The 16597-nt window shown below is 60.5% G+C and carries 13 protein-coding genes; 5 read left to right on the top strand and 8 right to left on the bottom strand.

The features are described 5' to 3' along the window. Positions 1-136: 136 nt before the first annotated feature. The gene (locus ACB035_RS04105) at positions 137-1321 is read right to left on the bottom strand and encodes an OmpP1/FadL family transporter (RefSeq protein ID WP_371166748.1); all 1185 of its coding nucleotides are present in this window, start codon (positions 1319-1321) and stop codon (positions 137-139) included. 394 nt (positions 1322-1715) lie between these two features. On the opposite strand from ACB035_RS04105, the gene ACB035_RS04100 reads away from it, so the two are divergent. From ACB035_RS04100 to ACB035_RS04085, 4 genes are all read left to right on the top strand, one after another. Further along, positions 1716-2216, top strand: coding sequence for a hypothetical protein (locus tag ACB035_RS04100; RefSeq protein WP_371166747.1), 501 nt, complete (start codon positions 1716-1718; stop codon positions 2214-2216). 296 nt (positions 2217-2512) lie between these two features. Beyond that, complete coding sequence (locus ACB035_RS04095; protein ID WP_371166746.1) at positions 2513-4045, top strand: efflux RND transporter periplasmic adaptor subunit; 1533 nt, start codon at positions 2513-2515, stop codon at positions 4043-4045. 73 nt (positions 4046-4118) lie between these two features. After that, a complete protein-coding gene (locus tag ACB035_RS04090) occupies positions 4119-7247 on the top strand; it encodes an efflux RND transporter permease subunit (RefSeq protein ID WP_371166745.1) in 3129 nt (1042 codons plus the stop codon). Between the two features lie 44 nt (positions 7248-7291). Next, positions 7292-7645 (top strand): copper-binding protein, encoded by a 354-nt coding sequence (locus ACB035_RS04085; RefSeq protein WP_129503650.1) that lies wholly within the window; start codon positions 7292-7294, stop codon positions 7643-7645. Positions 7646-7763: 118 nt separating this feature from the next. Here the strand turns inward: ACB035_RS04085 and ACB035_RS04080 are convergent, their stop codons facing one another. From ACB035_RS04080 to ACB035_RS04060, 5 genes are all read right to left on the bottom strand, one after another. Continuing rightward, entirely contained in the window at positions 7764-8681 is a 918-nt protein-coding gene (locus ACB035_RS04080) for an iron-siderophore ABC transporter substrate-binding protein (RefSeq protein ID WP_058058834.1), read from the bottom strand. A gap of 83 nt (positions 8682-8764) precedes the next feature. After that, complete coding sequence (locus tag ACB035_RS04075) at positions 8765-9568, bottom strand: ABC transporter ATP-binding protein (protein ID WP_371166744.1); 804 nt, start codon at positions 9566-9568, stop codon at positions 8765-8767. After that, complete coding sequence (locus ACB035_RS04070; protein ID WP_043821272.1) at positions 9568-10605, bottom strand: iron chelate uptake ABC transporter family permease subunit; 1038 nt, start codon at positions 10603-10605, stop codon at positions 9568-9570. Before ACB035_RS04070 ends, ACB035_RS04075 begins: the two co-directional genes overlap by 1 nt. Before the next feature lie 7 nt (positions 10606-10612). Then, positions 10613-11629: an iron ABC transporter permease gene (locus ACB035_RS04065; RefSeq protein WP_252655538.1), complete on the bottom strand. Its 1017-nt coding sequence runs from the start codon at positions 11627-11629 to the stop codon at positions 10613-10615. 175 nt (positions 11630-11804) lie between these two features. Continuing rightward, positions 11805-12608 (bottom strand): siderophore-interacting protein, encoded by an 804-nt coding sequence (locus ACB035_RS04060; RefSeq protein WP_371166743.1) that lies wholly within the window; start codon positions 12606-12608, stop codon positions 11805-11807. Between the two features lie 324 nt (positions 12609-12932). Here ACB035_RS04060 and ACB035_RS04055 point away from each other — a divergent pair, with 324 nt between their 5' ends. Continuing rightward, positions 12933-14450, top strand: coding sequence for an HD domain-containing phosphohydrolase (locus ACB035_RS04055; RefSeq protein WP_005361714.1), 1518 nt, complete (start codon positions 12933-12935; stop codon positions 14448-14450). A 102-nt stretch (positions 14451-14552) separates the two neighbouring features. Here ACB035_RS04055 and ACB035_RS04050 read toward each other — a convergent pair whose 3' ends face one another. Together ACB035_RS04050 and dnaQ are read right to left on the bottom strand one after the other, a co-directional pair. After that, positions 14553-15818, bottom strand: a complete 1266-nt coding sequence (locus ACB035_RS04050; protein WP_371166742.1) for a TIGR03503 family protein — start codon at positions 15816-15818, stop codon at positions 14553-14555. Continuing rightward, positions 15815-16549, bottom strand: a complete 735-nt coding sequence (gene dnaQ / locus ACB035_RS04045; protein ID WP_005337813.1) for a DNA polymerase III subunit epsilon — start codon at positions 16547-16549, stop codon at positions 15815-15817. The genes ACB035_RS04050 and dnaQ overlap by 4 nt, the downstream gene beginning before the upstream one ends. Between the last annotated feature and the right edge of the window lie 48 nt (positions 16550-16597).

Raw genomic sequence — 16597 nt, 5'->3', positions numbered from 1 at the left:
ATTTGATGTTGTTCCTTGAGTAACGGATGAGCAAACAAGTGGACCTCACGAGCCACCCAGCTAATAACGCGCCGGATCGGCGCGACGGGCAGGATGAAGAAGCCCCCAACCAGTGAAGGCTTGCAAGGCTCACAACTCAGAACTGGTGTTGCACACCGATGTTGAAGAAGTTCAGGTAGCTGTTGTTGTAGCTGCCGGACAAGTGCGGGCGACCGATCCCGTCCTGATCCACTGGCATATCACCCAGCCAAGCCAGGGTATAGCTGGCTTCCACCTTGGTGGCTGGGCTCAACTGATAACTGGCCCCCAGACCCCAGCGCCAACCAGAACCTACTGGAAGCATCACAGTACGGTACTCATCACTCACGGCACTACTGTCATAGCCTATTCCGCTGCTCAAACGCAGTGCAGGGGTGACATCAACCTGTGCCCCCAGGCTGGCATGCCATGTATCCTTGTAATTCATATCAATGGTTTGGCTGCCCATGGCAGATGCCACACCGATATCGCCAAAACGGGACCACTGCTGCCAGTTGGCACTGGCCAGCAAGGCCCACTGGTCGTTGAGCTGGTGATAGCCACTTAGCGTAATGGTCTGCGGAATCATGATCTCGACTCCTAGACCTGCCACATCAGCACGTGGGAAGAGCTGATCTTCCAGCTCCCACTTCAGTTCGGAGAAGTAGCTCAGGCCGATACGGGAGTGCTGATCCGGCTCGTAAAGTACCCCGAAGGAGGCGCCATACGCCCAGTCGCTGTTGGAAAATTCCCGCCCTTCCCCCATCCCGGACGTCAGATCCACAGAGGCTTCCAGCGAACCATTCATGGCGATCAGGCTGGCTCCCACTGACCAATTTGAGTCAATGCGGTACGCCAGACTCGGAGCAAAGGCGATGCCGGTCAGCTTGGCCGACTGGGTATAACCACGACCATCCCAGCCATCGCCATAATCGATACCCAGACCGTGACTGCCAAAGACGCCGATACCTGCGACCCATTGATCGTCGATGGCATGAGTCAGATAGAGACTGCCGAGCGGCGCGGTCTGCAGGGCATTTCCACCGTTGTTACCGCCGTTGTCCAGATCCAGCTCAAGGTCGCCGTATACCACACCGCCATTGACCTGCAACTGGGTACCTTCCAGTTTGGTCATACCGGCCGGGTTGCTTGCGATAGTATCTGCCCCTTGGGCACGGGCGGCAGACCCTGCGTTGGCCAGCGCACTGTTGGCAGTGCTGGTCTCGTAGAGGGCAAGGCCGCCAGCCATGGCTGATGGACTCAGCAAAGCGGCAAGCATCAGCGACAGCAGTCGTGGCTGCATTTCAATACTCCTGAATAGTGAACATGGTGAGCACCCGGCAAGGTGTGCTGCTCAAAAACACGGTTTGACTCTTTGATTGTCAGCATCCGGGAGACCTGCGGCTTTATACTGCTCGCTCATGGCGTCACGGGATGGATAAGGTCGGCAAGCACTCCTGCCGCAGTCATTTATGCCAGAGCAAAAGAGTGAACCATCACGTCATCGTGGTAACTGACAGGGGGCATCCTAACGGGATGAGGGGCATGCTTCATTAGGGTTGGGCATACGCAATGGTTAAGCATTGCTTAAATATCCTCCCCCCAACACAGCACCTCTATTACATCACCGGCGCCATTGACCTTCACCTCGTGGCAAGGTTTACAGTCCCGCCATCTGCTCCCGAAGGATGCTCGGATTGTCACTCACCCAGCTTGCTGCAAGATTGCCCTCTGTTGCTCTGGCCCGGCTATTGCTGGCGCTGCTGCTCGTCTGCAATCTGACTCTCTGCATCAGCTGGCATGGTTCTCCCCTCTCCTCCGAGCCGACCCCAAGCAGCGCCCAGTCGATGGTGATGTTCGATTCATCCATGGCGATGGCGGATGGCGATATTTCTCATGCAATGCCTGCTATGGATCACCCGGGCGATGTCATGCCCCTCTCCTGCCATCAGGGAGACGAGGGGTCAGCCATGGGCGATGAGTGCCAGATGCAGACCGGCGTCAATGCTCTCTACTTCGGCGCGATGACTCTGCTTGGGGTACTGGTCGCTCTGCTGCTCTTTCCCTTGCTACTTGGCAACAACGTCGCAGCGTCACTGCTTGATAACTGGTTGCGGGATCCCTTCCTGCGATCCCGCGGTACTCACCCTCCCTCCTGGCCGCGCCGACACCTGATGCTGTCGGTGCTGCGCCACTAGAAAGATCTTCTCTTGCGGCAGCGGCAAGCCTTGGCTTGCCCGTCTCCTGCCGCCTTGCCTGACCCTGTGCCCTGGCCAAACCGGCCCGCTCACAGGGAGCCGTGCGCGCTGATACAGCTGCGCCCCGTTTGCCGCCAGCCCCTTGGGTGATGCCTTGCACCTCACCCGACCGGCGGCCTGCACAAGAGAAGACGTATTATGTCACCAGCCCACTTTTCACCGTTCAAGGTTGCTGCCTTCGCGGGCGCCTTATCCTCCTGCACTTTCTGCATGCAAATCCGCGCCGGAGGCCAGTCATGAACAAGACCATCCTGATGTCGGCCCTGCTGCTCGCCCTTGGCGCCGGTGGCGGCTACTGGGCCGCCAAACAGACCTCCGATGGCGCAAGCGCCAAAGAGAAGATGCCCCTTTACTGGGTCAACCCCATGGATCCCCGCGACAAGCGCGATGCCCCTGCCAAAGACAACATGGGGATGGACTTTATCCCCGTCTATGAGGAGCAGAAAAACGGCTCACCGGGCACAGTCACCATCAGCCCCGAGATCCAGCAGAACCTGGGGGTGCGACTTGCCAAAGTGGAGAAGCTGCCTATCCACCAGCAGATCGAGACGGTGGGCTATGTCGGGTATGACGAGGATCGGCTGGAGGCGATCAACGCCCGCATGGCGGGCTGGATCCGCACCCTCGCCATCAAGAGTGAAGGGCAGCAGGTGAGCAAGGGGAGCCTTATTTACGAGCTCTACGCGCCGGATCTGGTCAACGCCCAGCACGAATACCTGCTGGCACTCAACACCGCCAACCCACTGCTGCTGCGCGCTGCCGAGGGCAAGCTCAAGTCCCTGCAGGTGCCGGCGGATCAGATTGCGGCCCTCAAGCGCACCCGTCAGGTGCGCGAAACCATCAGCATTTACGCCCCCAGCAGCGGTTATGTCTCCGAGCTCAAGGTGCGCGAGGGCCAGTATGTTGAGCCCGCTGCGGCTCTGTTTAACATCAGCACCCTCAAGCAGGTGTGGGTCAGTGCCGAGGTGTTTGAACGCCAGGCTGCCCAGCTGAAGGTGGGGGATCCGGTCACCATGACCCTCGACTATGCCCCCGGTCGCAGCTGGCAAGGTAGGGTGGATTACCTCTATCCGACCCTCGATGCCGCTACTCGCACCCTCAAGGTGCGGCTGCGCTTTGACAACCCGGACGAGTTTTTGAAACCCAATATGTTTGCCAAGGTGAGCATTCGCACCGGGCAGGGAGAGCCGCAATTGGTGGTGCCGAGCGAAGCGGTGATCCGCACCGGCAGTCAGGATCGGCTGGTGCTGGCGCTGGGGGATGGCAACTTCAAGTCGGTCGCCGTCACCCTCGGCCCCCAGTTTGGCGACAAGGTCGCCATCAAGGCGGGGGTGGAAGCGGGTGACAGCATAGTCAGCTCGGCCCAGTTCCTGCTCGACTCCGAGTCGGCCATCGATTCGGACTTCCAGCGTATGACGGCTGTGCGCCCTGCACAGGTGTGGACCCAGGGCGAGGTTGAAAGCATCGATCTGGCCAACCGTACCCTGATGGTCTCCCACCAGCCCATCCCCGAGTGGCAGTGGCCTGCCATGGAGATGGAGTTCACCGTCGCCGACGGGGTCGATATCAGCAAGCTGGTCGAGGGGCAGACCCTGCACCTGCAGGTAATGCAGGAGGGGGATGAGTACCGCATCACCAACATCCATCAGGAGAAGGCGCCTGCTACTGACGGCGACGCCAAGCCTGCAACGGATGAGATGGAGAAGATGGAAGGCATGGACCATAGCCAGCATCAGATGACGATGCCCGAGGTGGAGAAGAAGTCATGATCCCTGCCATCATTCGCTGCCTAGCAGACAACCGCTCTCCGCTCTCTGTACTTGGTGAGAAAGGAGTTCAATCATGATCCCTTCCATCATTCGCTGGTCGGTGGGCAACCGCTTTCTGGTGCTGTTATTGACCCTCATGCTCACCGCCTGGGGGCTCTGGTCGGTCAAGCAAACCCCGGTGGATGCCCTGCCGGATCTCTCCGACGTGCAGGTGATCATCAAGACCTCCTACCCGGGCCAAGCGCCCCAGGTGGTGGAGGATCAGGTGACCTACCCGCTCACCACCGCCATGCTGGCGGTGCCGGGGGCGACCACAGTACGCGGCTACTCCTTCTTCGGCGACTCCTTCGTCTATGTGCTGTTTGACGACAGCACAGATCTTTACTGGGCCCGCGCCCGGGTGCTGGAGTACCTAAGCCAGGTTGCGCCCAACCTGCCCGCCTCCGCCCGCCCCCAGCTCGGCCCCGATGCCACCGGGGTGGGTTGGGTCTATCAGTACGCGCTGGTGGACAAGACCGGCAAGCATGACCTCAGCCAGCTCACCTCGCTGCAAAACTGGTTCCTCAAGTACGAGTTGCAGACGGTGGATGGGGTCTCCGAAGTTGCCACAGTCGGCGGCATGGTGCGCCAGTATCAGGTGCGGGTCGATCCGGACAAGCTGCGCGCCTACGGCATCCCGCTCTCCCTTATCGAGACCGCCATCCAGCAGGGCAACCAGGAGACCGGCGCCTCCGTCATCGAGATGGCGGAAGCGGAGTACATGGTGCGCTCCAACGGCTATCTCAAGAGCGTCGAGGATCTGAAGCAGATCCCGCTCGGTACCAATGTGCGCGGCGCCCCGCTGCTGCTGGGCGATGTGGCTGATGTGGTCACCGGGCCCCAGAGCCGGCGCGGCCTGGCCGAGCTCAATGGCGAAGGGGAAGTGGTGGGTGGCATCATCGTCATGCGCTACGGCGAGAATGCCCAGCACACCATCGACGGAGTCAAGGCGCGGCTCGCCCAGCTCAAAAGCAGCCTGCCGGAAGGAGTAGAGATCGTCACCGTCTACGATCGCTCCGACCTTATCCAGCGCGCCATCGACAACCTCTCCGGCAAGCTGCTGGAGGAGTTCGCCGTGGTGGTGCTGGTCTGCCTCGCCTTCCTGTTCCACCTGCGCTCGTCGCTGGTGGTGGTCATCACCCTGCCCATCGCCATTCTGGTGGCCTTTATCGTGATGCACCTGCAGGGGATCAACGCCAACATCATGTCGCTCGGGGGCATCGCCATCGCCATCGGCGCCATGGTGGATGGCGCCATCGTGATGATCGAGAACGTCCACAAACACATGGAGCGGGAGGCGCTCACCGACAAGAACCGCTGGCGCATCATCACAGAGGCGAGCATCGAGGTGGGGCCTGCCATCTTCTTCTCCCTGCTCATCATCACCATCAGCTTCCTGCCGGTGTTCGCGCTGGAGGCGCAGGAGGGGCGGATGTTCCACCCCCTCGCCTTCACCAAGACCTATGCCATGGCGGCGGCCGCCGCGCTCGCCATCACGCTGGTGCCGGTGATCATGGGTTACTTCATCCGTGGCAAGGTGCTGGCGGAGCAGGCCAATCCGCTGAACCGCTGGCTAAGCCAGGGCTATGTGCCGCTGCTGAAAGCCGTGCTGGCCCGCCCGAAAACCACCCTGGCCATCGCCGCCGTGGTGACGGTGGCGGGCTTCTGGCCGCTCAAGTACCTGGGCTCCGAGTTCATTCCGCCGCTGGACGAGGGGGACATCATGTACATGCCCACCACGGCGGCCAATATCTCGGTGGGCAAGGCACGGGAGATTTTGCAGCAGACCGACAAGCTCATTCGTACCGTGCCCGAAGTGCAGAACGTGTTCGGCAAGGCGGGTCGCGCCGAGACCGCTACCGACCCTGCCGACCTGGTAATGATGGAGACCAGCATCCAGCTTAAACCCCGGGATCAGTGGCGCCCCGGCATGACCCCGGAGAAGCTCAAAGAGGAGCTCGACTCCCTCATCCGCTTCCCAGGTCTTACCAACGCCTGGGTGCCCCCCATCAAGACCCGCATCGACATGCTGGCCACCGGCATCAAGACCCCGGTCGGCATCAAGATAGCGGGGCCGGATCTCAAGGTGATCCAGCAACTCGGCCAACAGCTCGAACAGATCGTTGGCAAGGTCGAGGGCGCCTCATCGGTCTACGCCGAGCGGGTGGCCGGTGGCCGCTATGTGAAGGTGGATATCGACCGGCTCAAAGCAGCCCGCTACGGCCTCAACATCGCCGACGTGCAGGCGGTGCTCGCCACCGCGGTGGGCGGCATGGAGGTGGGCCAGACCATCGAGGGGCGCGAGCGCTACCCCATCAACCTGCGCTATCCCCAGAGCTATCGGGATTCGGTGGCGAGCCTCGAGCTGCTGCCGATGGTGACGCCGAGCGGGGCACGAATCGCCCTGGCGGATGTGGCGCGGGTCTACATCAGCGATGAAGCCCCCATGCTGCGCAGTGAAAACGCGCGCCTCAACGGCTGGGTCTACGTCGATATTCGCGGCCGCGATATCGGCTCCTTCGTCGATGAGGCCAAGGCAGAGGTGAACAAACAGCTGGTGCTGCCGGCAGGCTACGCCCTCACCTGGTCTGGCCAATACGAGTACATGGAGCGGGCCAAGGCGCGCCTCGCCTACGTGGTGCCGCTGACGGTCGCCATTATCGTGCTGCTGCTCTATCTGGCGTTTCGCCGCGTTCAGGAGGTGCTGCTCATTCTCACCACCTTGCCGCTGGCGGTGGTGGGGGGGATCTGGACCCTCTGGCTGCTCGACTTCAACCTCTCGGTGGCGGTCGGGGTGGGCTTTATCGCTCTGGCGGGGGTGGCGGTAGAGACCGGCGTCTTGATGCTGGTCTACCTCAACCATGCCTGGGATGACCTGGTGGCCAGCGGCAAGCCGGACAAGGCGGGGCTGCATCGTGCGGTGATCCAGGGCGCCGCCCTGCGCCTGCGCCCCAAGATGATGACGGTGGTGACCATCATCGCCGGCCTCTTGCCCATCATGTGGAGCCATGGCACCGGCTCCGAAGTGATGCAGCGCATCGCCGCCCCCATGATCGGCGGCATGGTGAGCGCGCTGGTGCTGACCCTCTTGGTGCTGCCAGCGGCCTATTACCTGTGGCGCAGTCGCAGCCTTGGCAAGAGCGCGAACCCGCAATCCGAATAACCCGATTTCACGATCCATATTGACTGAACGATAAGGAAACCATCATGAACTACAAAACGATGACCCTGACATTGCTGCTTGGCCTTGCCACCCAGACCAACCTGCAAGCCGAAGAGATGATGCACCATGAAGGGCACGAGATGAGCCAGACGGGTGAGATGAGCGAACAGGGCGCAATGGTGATGACCAAGGGGGTCATTACCCGCCTCGATGAGGGGAGCGGCAAGGTCGGCATCAAGCACGAGGCGATCGAGAATCTCAAGATGTCCGCCATGACCATGGTCTTTCGAGTGGCAGATCCGGCCCAGCTCAAGGGGCTCAAGGTGGGGGATGCCATCCACTTTCATGCCGAAAGCCAGAGCGGCAAGCTCACAGTGACAGCCATCCAGCCGCAATAAACGGCTCTGGCTCGCCGAAGAGATCACGATAGACAGTGACAACGCAAGAGGGAGGCATCAGCCTCCCTCTTCTTTGGTCAACCTGTTCATGTGGTCAACCTCTGGCACGCGATGGCACTCAGCTGCGGGTTGCCAGCAACTGCTCCACATCCTCGATCACCTTGAGAGCTGCCTGCGGGCCACCGCTGGAGGTCCAGAGCGACCCGTCCACGGCGCCAAAGCGCTTGGCCTTGATCACCGGCAGTTGCTGGAACGCTGGAGTCTGCTCCGCCTGACGCATGGCATCCACCGCATCACCGCTGGCGCTCAGGGTACCGACCACCAGCCAGTCAGCATCCAGCAGGTTGAGGGACTCCAGACTCAGCGCCGGTGAGTGGGGTGCGCCAGTACCCTGCTGCTTGCTTGGGCGCACCAGCCCCATCGACTCCACTACGCTGCTGGCAAAGGTGCCCTGATACATAAAGCTCGGCCCCTTGGGATTCCAGCGCACTATGCTGATGCTCTCCCCCTGATGCTTGGCCAGCTTGCTGCGGGCCTGAGTCAACCGCTCGGCATACTGCAGCAAGAAAGTATCCCCTTGCTGGTCGCGGTTGAGGGTGTGGGCGGTGCGGCGGAAGCTATCCTGCCACGGCTCCCCCCACTTGCTGGTCACCACGGTCGGCGCGATCTCCCCCAGCAAAGTCAGCAGCTCGGGACGGGTCTGACCGGTCAGGATAAGGTCGGGCTCCAGCGCAATCAGCGACTCCAGATTGGGGCTGTCGAGATCGCCGATCACCTGGATACCCATGCCCGCCTTGTTCAGCAAATAGCGAGGCAAGGTGGGTTGACCACGGCCATTGACGGCGCCGATGGGGGTCAGCCCCAGGGTCAGGGTGCTGTCGAGTTCGAGCTCGCTCAGCACCACTACCCGCGTTGGCTGGACTGGCACCTGCACCTTCTGGCCAAACGCATCGGTCACTTCACGCATCTCCTGCGCCTGAACCAGCGGCGCGGCCAGCATCAGGATGGCTGCTGCCAGGGCGGCAAAACGCTTCATCATCTCACTCCTTCTCGTTGCACGGCCCGGATAATCGGCCGCGTAAATACACTCGGCGGGCCAACAGAGCAGGCCCATATGACTCAACTCACCGAACGCAGGGAACGGCCATGTTCGTGACGACGGGGCACGATAATGGGCGCCCCATCGCCGGGGGCATGCAGAATGTCGACACTGGTGTGGTAGAGCCGGTCGATTAGATCCTTGGTCACCACCTCCTGGGCCGGGCCCATGGCGGCAATGGTCCCCTCGCCGATGGCGATCAGCTCGTCACAATAGCGGGCCGCCATCGCCAGATCGTGGATCACCAGCAGCACGGTTTTGCCTTCGGCAGTGATGCGGTGGATCGCCTCCATCACCTCGGTCTGGTGACCGATATCGAGGGCACTGGTGGGCTCGTCGAGCAGCACCATGTCGCTGTCCTGTGCCAGGATCATCGCCAGCCAGGCCCGCTGCGCCTGCCCGCCGGAGAGGGACGCAGCGCTCTGCTGCCAGATGCTTTCAAGCTGCATCCGCTCGCAGGCAATACGCACCATGCGGGCATCCTCCTCACCCCACTGATTGAACCAGCCCTGATGAGGGTGACGGCCATACTGCACCAACTGCTCCACCAGAATGCCGGCAGGCAAGGTTGGCCGCTGGGGCAGATAGGCGAGCTCCCGCGCCAGCCCCTTCATGGGGTAGCTGGCAAGCGGCTTGCCTTTGAGCAGGATCTCGCCGCGTTGGGCTTTCATCTGGCCGGATAACAGCTTGAGCAGAGTCGATTTGCCGCAGCCGTTGGGACCGACGATCCCCACCAGCTTGCCCCTCGGCACGCTGAAAGAGATGTCCCGCAAAATGGGGGTCTGCTGATAGGCGAAATGGAGGCGATTTACGGTGAGCGTCATCAGTCAGCCCTCTGGCGATCGTTAACAAGAAGAAACAGCAGCAACAGGCCGCCGAGAATGCGGGTCATGATACCGGTCGCCACCTCGTGAGGGCTGGCCAGCACCCGGACCAGGGTATCGCTGGCAAGCAGCAGCAGGGCGCCGCTAAGCGCCGCCAGCCAGAGCGGCACCACCCGGTCTTTCACCAGCCAGGAGGCAAGAATGGGGGCCGCCATAGCGATAAAGACCACGGGGCCGCCGATGGCGGTGCCGAGCGCCGCCACCAGAATGGCCTGGGCCAGAATGCCCAGTTGTACCCGATCGCCGTTGACGCCAAGCCCTCTGGCCATCTCGGGGCCAAAGCGCAGCACCGCCAGCGAGCGGGAGAGGTAAACGATCCACGGGCAGAGCAGCAGCAACAGGATGGCAATCGGGGTGATAGTGCTGTAACCCACGGCGATAAAGCTGCCCATATTCCACAAATAGAGGGAGCTCAGGTGCAGCAGGGCCTGGGTGGACATCACAAACTGGCCGAGCGCCTCGAACAGCTCGGAGAGGCCGATACCGATCACTACGAACAGATAGCCCTGCTCACCCGGTTTGCGGCAGAGGGCATAGAGCACCAGCGCCGCGAAGATGGCGCCGATGGGGGCCGCCCACCAGGGCCAGCTGCCCACGGTCAGGTAGAGGGAGAAGACGATGATGGCCAGAGAGGCGCCGTTGTTGACCCCCACCATGTCGGGTGTGGCCAGCCGGTTGCGCACCAGAGTCTGCACCAGACAGCCGGAGAGCCCCATGGCCGCCCCCGCCACCACCACCCCAAGAATGCGCGGCAGCCGGATCTTGAACAGGGTGAGCTGCTCAAGCCGCGTCCCCTCCCCCAGCAGGGTGTTGACCACCCCGGCAAAGCCGAGCTTGCCGCCGCCAACGCTCAGGGCCAGCAGAGCAAGCGCCAGCAGCGCCATGGCCAGCAGAGCCAGCCAACGCCAGCTGGGCAGATGGATCAGCAAAGAGCGGTTGCCGGCCCGCAGGCAGAGCATATCGGTAGGTGTGCGCATCAGCCCCTCACTTGACGGTCAGCAGGGTACGAAAGCCCCCGCGATGAACAATGGCGATCAGTACAGGCGCGCCAATCAGGGCCAGAATAACCCCGTTGGGCAGCTCGAACGGCTGGATCAGCCAGCGCGCCAGAATGTCGGCCAACAGCAGAAACAGCATGCCGAACAGGGCGGAGAAACAGACCTGCACCGACAGCTTCACCGGCTCTACCAGTCGGCCACAGTAGGCGGCCAGAAAGCCGACAAAGCCGATGGGGCCGGCGATGGCGATGGCACTGGCGGTAAACAGGGTAGCGGCCAGCAGCACGCCAATTCGCACCCGGTTTGGGCGGATCCCGAGCGCCTGGGCCTGACTGTCCCCCATCTGCATCAGGGTCAGCTGGCGACAGAGCAGCAGGGTGATGACAAACGCCGCCAACACGAAGGGCAGCACGGCTATGATGGCATCGAGATTGGCCGCCGACAGGGAGCCGAGGTTCCAGAAGCGGTACTGCTCCAGCACCATCTTGTTGGAGAGCAGCAGAAAGCTGGAGAGACCGCCGAAGGTGGCGGAGAGCGCCACCCCGACCAGAATTAGCTTCAGCGGATTGGAGCGGCCAATCATCATGCCAAGTCCCAGCACAATAACGTTACCAAGCAGCGCGCCGAAGCCGGCCCAGAGCAGATAACCATAGGCGGACTCCACACCAAACCAGGTGAGCCCCACCACCAGCGCAAAGACGGCCCCGGCGTTGACCCCGAGCAGACCGGGCTCCGCCAGCGGGTTGCGGGTCGCGCTCTGCAACAAGGAGGCCGCCAGAGATAAAGAGGCGCCGACCACCATGGCGCAGAGGGTGCGCGGCAGTCGCAAGGTATTGAGCACCATGGCGAGCTTCTCGTCACTCGCCCAAGGCGCGTAACCCATCAGGTAGCCGAACACCTCGCGGGCACCATAGACGCCCGCACCGGTGGCGAGCGAAAGAGAAAGCAGTATGAACAGGAGGAACAATCCCAGCCAGAACAGAGGGGTCTGGTACTTAACCACCCTTTACGACTCCTTGCGTTGGGTCTGACAACATGCAGCCAAACCGACGTGAAAACAGGGCGCTCTTGTGTCAACGGAAATAAAAACGCCGCCCGGACGAATACCCGGACGGCGCAATACTAAATGCAAATCATTTTTATTTGCAAGGGTGAATCAGGTATTCTTTCGCATCCGCTTAATTATCCATCACATCGTGACGGGTCTGATGATAGGCCTCTTCACTCTTGCCCCGGCGCCAGTACGGCACGGCGTAGAGCGACTGGCGATCCACCTCGAGCACGGAGCGAAAATGGCGGCGCAGCGGCAACACCAGCGCCTCTTCTCCACCCAGCCAGAAGAAGCCGCCATCGCGCACCAGCGGCAGAGCAATCACATGCTCCAGCAGGCCGCTGGACTCGGGCTCGCCGACAAACCAGTGACAGCGCACCCCGACCGGCAGCATCAACGGCTGAGCATCGGCCTGATCCGGCACCAGAATCGCAATTTCCCCTCTGGCCTCGGCAGGCATCACCTCACACATCGCCATGATGGCGGGCAAGGCGGTGAGATCCCCTACCAGGCAGTAATGCTCGGCCGATTGCAGCATGGGGTTGGGGCCACCCGGCCCGGAGAGGATCACCTTCTCTCCCGGCTTGGCATGGGTAGCAAAGGCGCTGGCGGGCCCGCCTTCACCGTGCAGCACGAAGTCGATATCAATTTCCTGCTCATCACGGCGAAACGCGCGGATGGTGTAGGTGCGGATCACCGGCTTGTCCGCCGGGTCACTCCAGCGCTGGCCGCTCGGGGTCATTGCAGGCAGCACCGGCTCTACCTGATGGGGCTGGGCCAGCATCACCTTGATATGGGCCCCACCGCAGGTAAAGGGATAGTCAGCCAGTTCGCTGCCACCAAAGGTGATGCGACGCAAATGGGGGGTGACCTGGGTAATGGCTTTGACAGTCAGCAGACGGGGGCGATTGGGAGGCAGAGATGGGGACACGATGGGGCTCCTCGTTGAGTGTGTCGCCCATGCTACACGCAAATAGGAATCACTATCAAATAAGATTATTTCTCGTCTAGTAGCTACAAGCTGGATTCAAACATCCCCAACCACTCGCGTCCACACCCCAATCCAGAAATAGGCTTTATGCACGCTAGCTCCATGATTGGGCAAAGAAAGCAGCCGGACAACGCCATAGTCACAAAGGGTTCCATTTGCTTATTTCGACCATAGTTTTTCGAGATCAAATTTTATTTCCCAATAAGTTTCCTATCCTTAGTGAAGCAGTTAATGTAAGCACAGGATGCCAAACAGGATTGTATGATGGATGACCAGATCCTGATTATTGATGATGACGATCTCTCCCTCCCCGACGCACAGCAAGCGGGCTGGAAGGTGATGATTGTTGACGATGAGCCTGAAGTGCATCGCATCACCAAAATCACCTTGAACAAATTCGAGTTTGACAATCGCCCCATCGATTTTCTGCATGCCTATTCCGCGGCACAGGCCAAGGAGTTGCTGGCCACCACCCCGGACGTTGCTCTGTTGCTGCTGGACGTGGTGATGGAGGTCGACCACGCCGGCCTCGATGTCGTCAAATACGTCCGTGAAGATCTGCAAAACAAGATGGTACGCATCGTGTTGCGTACCGGCCAACCCGGCCAGGCGCCGGAAGATGACGTGGTCACCAACTACGACATCAACGACTACAAGGATAAAACCGAGCTCACCTCCCAGAAGCTGCGCACCCTGCTGCGGGCCAGCCTGCGATCCTATCGGGATATCCGCACCCTGGAGAGTAACCGTCAGGGGCTGGAAAAAGTCATCGAAGCCTCCAAGGGGATCTTTGAGAAACGGGCCCTGCGCCAGTTTGTCGAAGGCGCCCAGGAGCAGCTCAGCGCCCTGCTCCATCTGGGGGAAACCCAGATATACGACGTCAAGCAATACGCCTATGAGGTGAAGGATCAAGTATTGGAGCCCCTGCTCCCCGGCCATCCAGCCATGCTCCTCACGGACGCGCCGGAGATCCTGCGCCAGGCCATGAGCAAGCGCAGCAACGTCTATAACGCCACCCAGATGGTGCTCTACTGTCAGAATCCGCGCCACCACCTGCTGTTCCACATCGAGACCACCCGCCAGCTCAGCCAGATCGATACCAGTCTGCTGACGCTGTTTACCGAAAACATCATAGTGGCGCTGGAGAATATCCGGCTCAATGAGGTTATCGCCGACAACCAGCGGGAGATCATCTATCGCATCGGCGAACTGGTCGAAACCCGTTCCAAAGAGTCAGGGCTGCACGTCAAACGGGTCGCGCTCTATACCGAACAATTCTGCCACCTGATGGGCATGAGCGAAGAGCAGAGCGAGCTGGTGAAACGTGCCTCGCCGCTCCATGACATTGGCAAGGTGGGAATTCCCGATGCCATCTTGCACAAGCCGGGCAAGCTGACGCCGGAGGAGTGGGAGATCATGAAAACCCACGCCCAGCTCGGGCAGGATATGCTCTCCGGCAGCGATCTGGCGCTGTTTCAGATTGGTGCCACCATCGCTGGCAATCACCATGAGAAGTGGAATGGCAGTGGCTACCCCCGCGGTTTGAAGGGGGCCGATATTCCGCTGGAGGGGCGAATTGTGGCGCTGGCTGACGTGTTCGATGCCCTGGGTTCGGATCGCTGCTACAAGAAGGCTTGGCCGCTGGACAAGGTGCTGGCCCTGATTGAAGAGGAGAAGGGGCAGCATTTCGACCCCCAGCTGGTCGAGCTGATGATGGCCAATCTGGACAAGTTCCTCGAGATCCGCGAGCAGAACAAGGATGTCTATATCGGCGAACACTGATAGCCAGCTTGTTCTGTTTATGAACTAAAAAAAACCGCCCTGCTTATCAGGGCGGTTTTTTATCTCTGGCATCACGCCACTTCAGAGCGAGAAGTACGAGGGTTACTGCTCTGGCAGATTGAGATCCAGCTTGGCAGCAGGTTGTCCGGCTTGCTGATTCTCGGCCTGCGCAGCGGCCAGAGCACGCTTCAGGGCACGCCGTTTTTGTATCACCACAAACCCGACCCCACCCAAGACCGCCAACAGCACACCACCACCTGCCAATGCCCAGATCAGCCAGCCCATTTCCTCCTCTGCCGGAGCTTCATGGGTCGCCTCGGCACTGGAGGCCGGTGCGGCGGCCGACACCACCTCTACAGAAGGCGGCGGTGGCGGGAAGACATTGAAGGTTTTCACCGGCAACTCGATTTTCAGCTCACGGCCGAGGCGAGTGGTACCATAGAGGGTTGCTTTCACCTCATGCTGACCGACCTCCTTGATGTTGGAGAGATCGATATCAAGCTTGGGGTCGCTGGCGGTCTCACTGAACTCGTAGAGGCCGCCCACATTGCTGGTCACACTCCCCTTGACCACCACGGAGGCGGGATCCAGCTCATCACGGTCGATTAGCAGTGAGAGCTTGGCACCCAGCTCATCCGAAGGCGGCGACAAGTTATAGCTGAACGGATAGGGGTAAAGCAGCACATCCTGATAACGGGCACGGACAAACACCTGATTGCCGGTGCTGAACATGGCGCGGTACTTGCCACCGGGAATATCCTGCAGCGTCACTTCCGCCGTCATGATGCCATCGCCCGGCACCTCATCTAGCCCCTTGCCATCATCGCGATAGTGGCCAAGTACTTGATCCAGCACGACCTCTTTCTTATCGGCATCGCTGAACGATTGCAGCTTGACGGTCATGCCAAGATCAGAGAGATAGTATTTATCTTTCGGCGGCTGACCATTGATCAGCAACCACGCCTTGAGCTTGACCACCTCCCCCTGATAGAGCTGCATCGGCAGGGCGGCGATATCGAGCCGGATATCGGAGAGAATGCGCACCCGGTTGTCGGGATCCACCTCGCCAATCGCCTGCCAGGGGCCCGGCATGGGATTGCGCAGGGTAATGAGATCATGCTCCGGCAGCGCCAGCCAACCCACATCTGCGGGTTTGACCTTGCCCACGTAAAGCTTGCTGCCATCGGGGCGAACCAGGATCACGGACGGGGTGCCCGGCTTGCGCTTGATGATGAAGGTTATCTCCTTAACCCCATAATCGATGCGAAAGCGGTTATCCAGCAGCGGAATATCGGAAGGGGCAAATACCTCGGTCGCCGTCGCCCCCAGCGAGAGCAACAACAGCAGACCGGCACACCACTTGCTCATTGCCGCCACAGACAACTTCCTCCCTTCTTCTGTACCAGATCCAATCTCGCCTCGTGCAGGGCCTGAACCTCGGTGCTGGCACGCACCACCTTGAGGGCAGGTCGGTTGCTCTCCAACCGGCGAATACTGGTGTCCTGATTGCTTTCGTTTTCGTTGCTCTCGGTGGCCAGATTGAGTTTGGTCTGGCCGCCGGTCATCAGCAGGTAGACGTCAGCCAGGATCTCCGCATCGAGCAGAGCCCCGTGCAGGGTACGGTGGGAGTTGTCGATACCGTAACGATCGCACAGCACATCCAGGTTGTTGCGCTTGCCGGGGAAGAGATCCCGCGCCATCGCCAGGGTATCTGTGATGGTGCAGATATCCGCCGTCTTGAAGTTGAGTCCGAGCTTGCTGAACTCGTAGTCCATGAAGCTCACGTCAAACGGCGCGTTGTGGGCGATCAGTTCGGCGCCGCGGATGAAGTCGAGGAATTCATCGGCAATCTGGCTGAACGACGGTTTGTCACGCAGGAACTCGTCGGTGATACCGTGCACCTGGATCGCTTCCGGGTCGACCAGACGATCAGGCTTGATATAGACGTGATAGTGGTTACCGGTCAGCTTGCGGTTGATCACCTCCACACAGCCGATTTCGATAATGCGGTGCCCCAGATAGACAGGGCCGCCCGCCGTATTCATACCTGTGGTTTCAGTATCCAGAATGATCTGGCGATTCAGTTGGGGTGTGTTCATGATCCAATCTATGTCAAACTTCGGCTTTACTTACTCGCTAGTTTACCC

The sequence above is a fragment of the Aeromonas sp. S12(2024) genome, from assembly GCF_041402305.1.
In the GTDB taxonomy this organism is placed as follows: Bacteria; Pseudomonadota; Gammaproteobacteria; order Enterobacterales; family Aeromonadaceae; genus Aeromonas; species Aeromonas veronii.
This window is presented reverse-complemented; position numbering and strand designations above follow the sequence as displayed.

Coding starts and splice junctions, on each gene's coding strand:
- ACB035_RS04070 (WP_043821272.1), bottom strand. CDS start 10,605: ATGCGCACACCTACCGATATGCTCTGCCTGCGGGCCGGCAACCGCTCT.
- dnaQ (WP_005337813.1), bottom strand. CDS start 16,549: ATGAACACACCCCAACTGAATCGCCAGATCATTCTGGATACTGAAACC.
- ACB035_RS04085 (WP_129503650.1), top strand. CDS start 7,292: ATGAACTACAAAACGATGACCCTGACATTGCTGCTTGGCCTTGCCACC.
- ACB035_RS04095 (WP_371166746.1), top strand. CDS start 2,513: ATGAACAAGACCATCCTGATGTCGGCCCTGCTGCTCGCCCTTGGCGCC.
- ACB035_RS04075 (WP_371166744.1), bottom strand. CDS start 9,568: ATGACGCTCACCGTAAATCGCCTCCATTTCGCCTATCAGCAGACCCCC.
- ACB035_RS04090 (WP_371166745.1), top strand. CDS start 4,119: ATGATCCCTTCCATCATTCGCTGGTCGGTGGGCAACCGCTTTCTGGTG.
- ACB035_RS04080 (WP_058058834.1), bottom strand. CDS start 8,681: ATGAAGCGTTTTGCCGCCCTGGCAGCAGCCATCCTGATGCTGGCCGCG.
- ACB035_RS04055 (WP_005361714.1), top strand. CDS start 12,933: ATGGATGACCAGATCCTGATTATTGATGATGACGATCTCTCCCTCCCC.
- ACB035_RS04105 (WP_371166748.1), bottom strand. CDS start 1,321: ATGCAGCCACGACTGCTGTCGCTGATGCTTGCCGCTTTGCTGAGTCCA.
- ACB035_RS04050 (WP_371166742.1), bottom strand. CDS start 15,818: ATGAGCAAGTGGTGTGCCGGTCTGCTGTTGTTGCTCTCGCTGGGGGCG.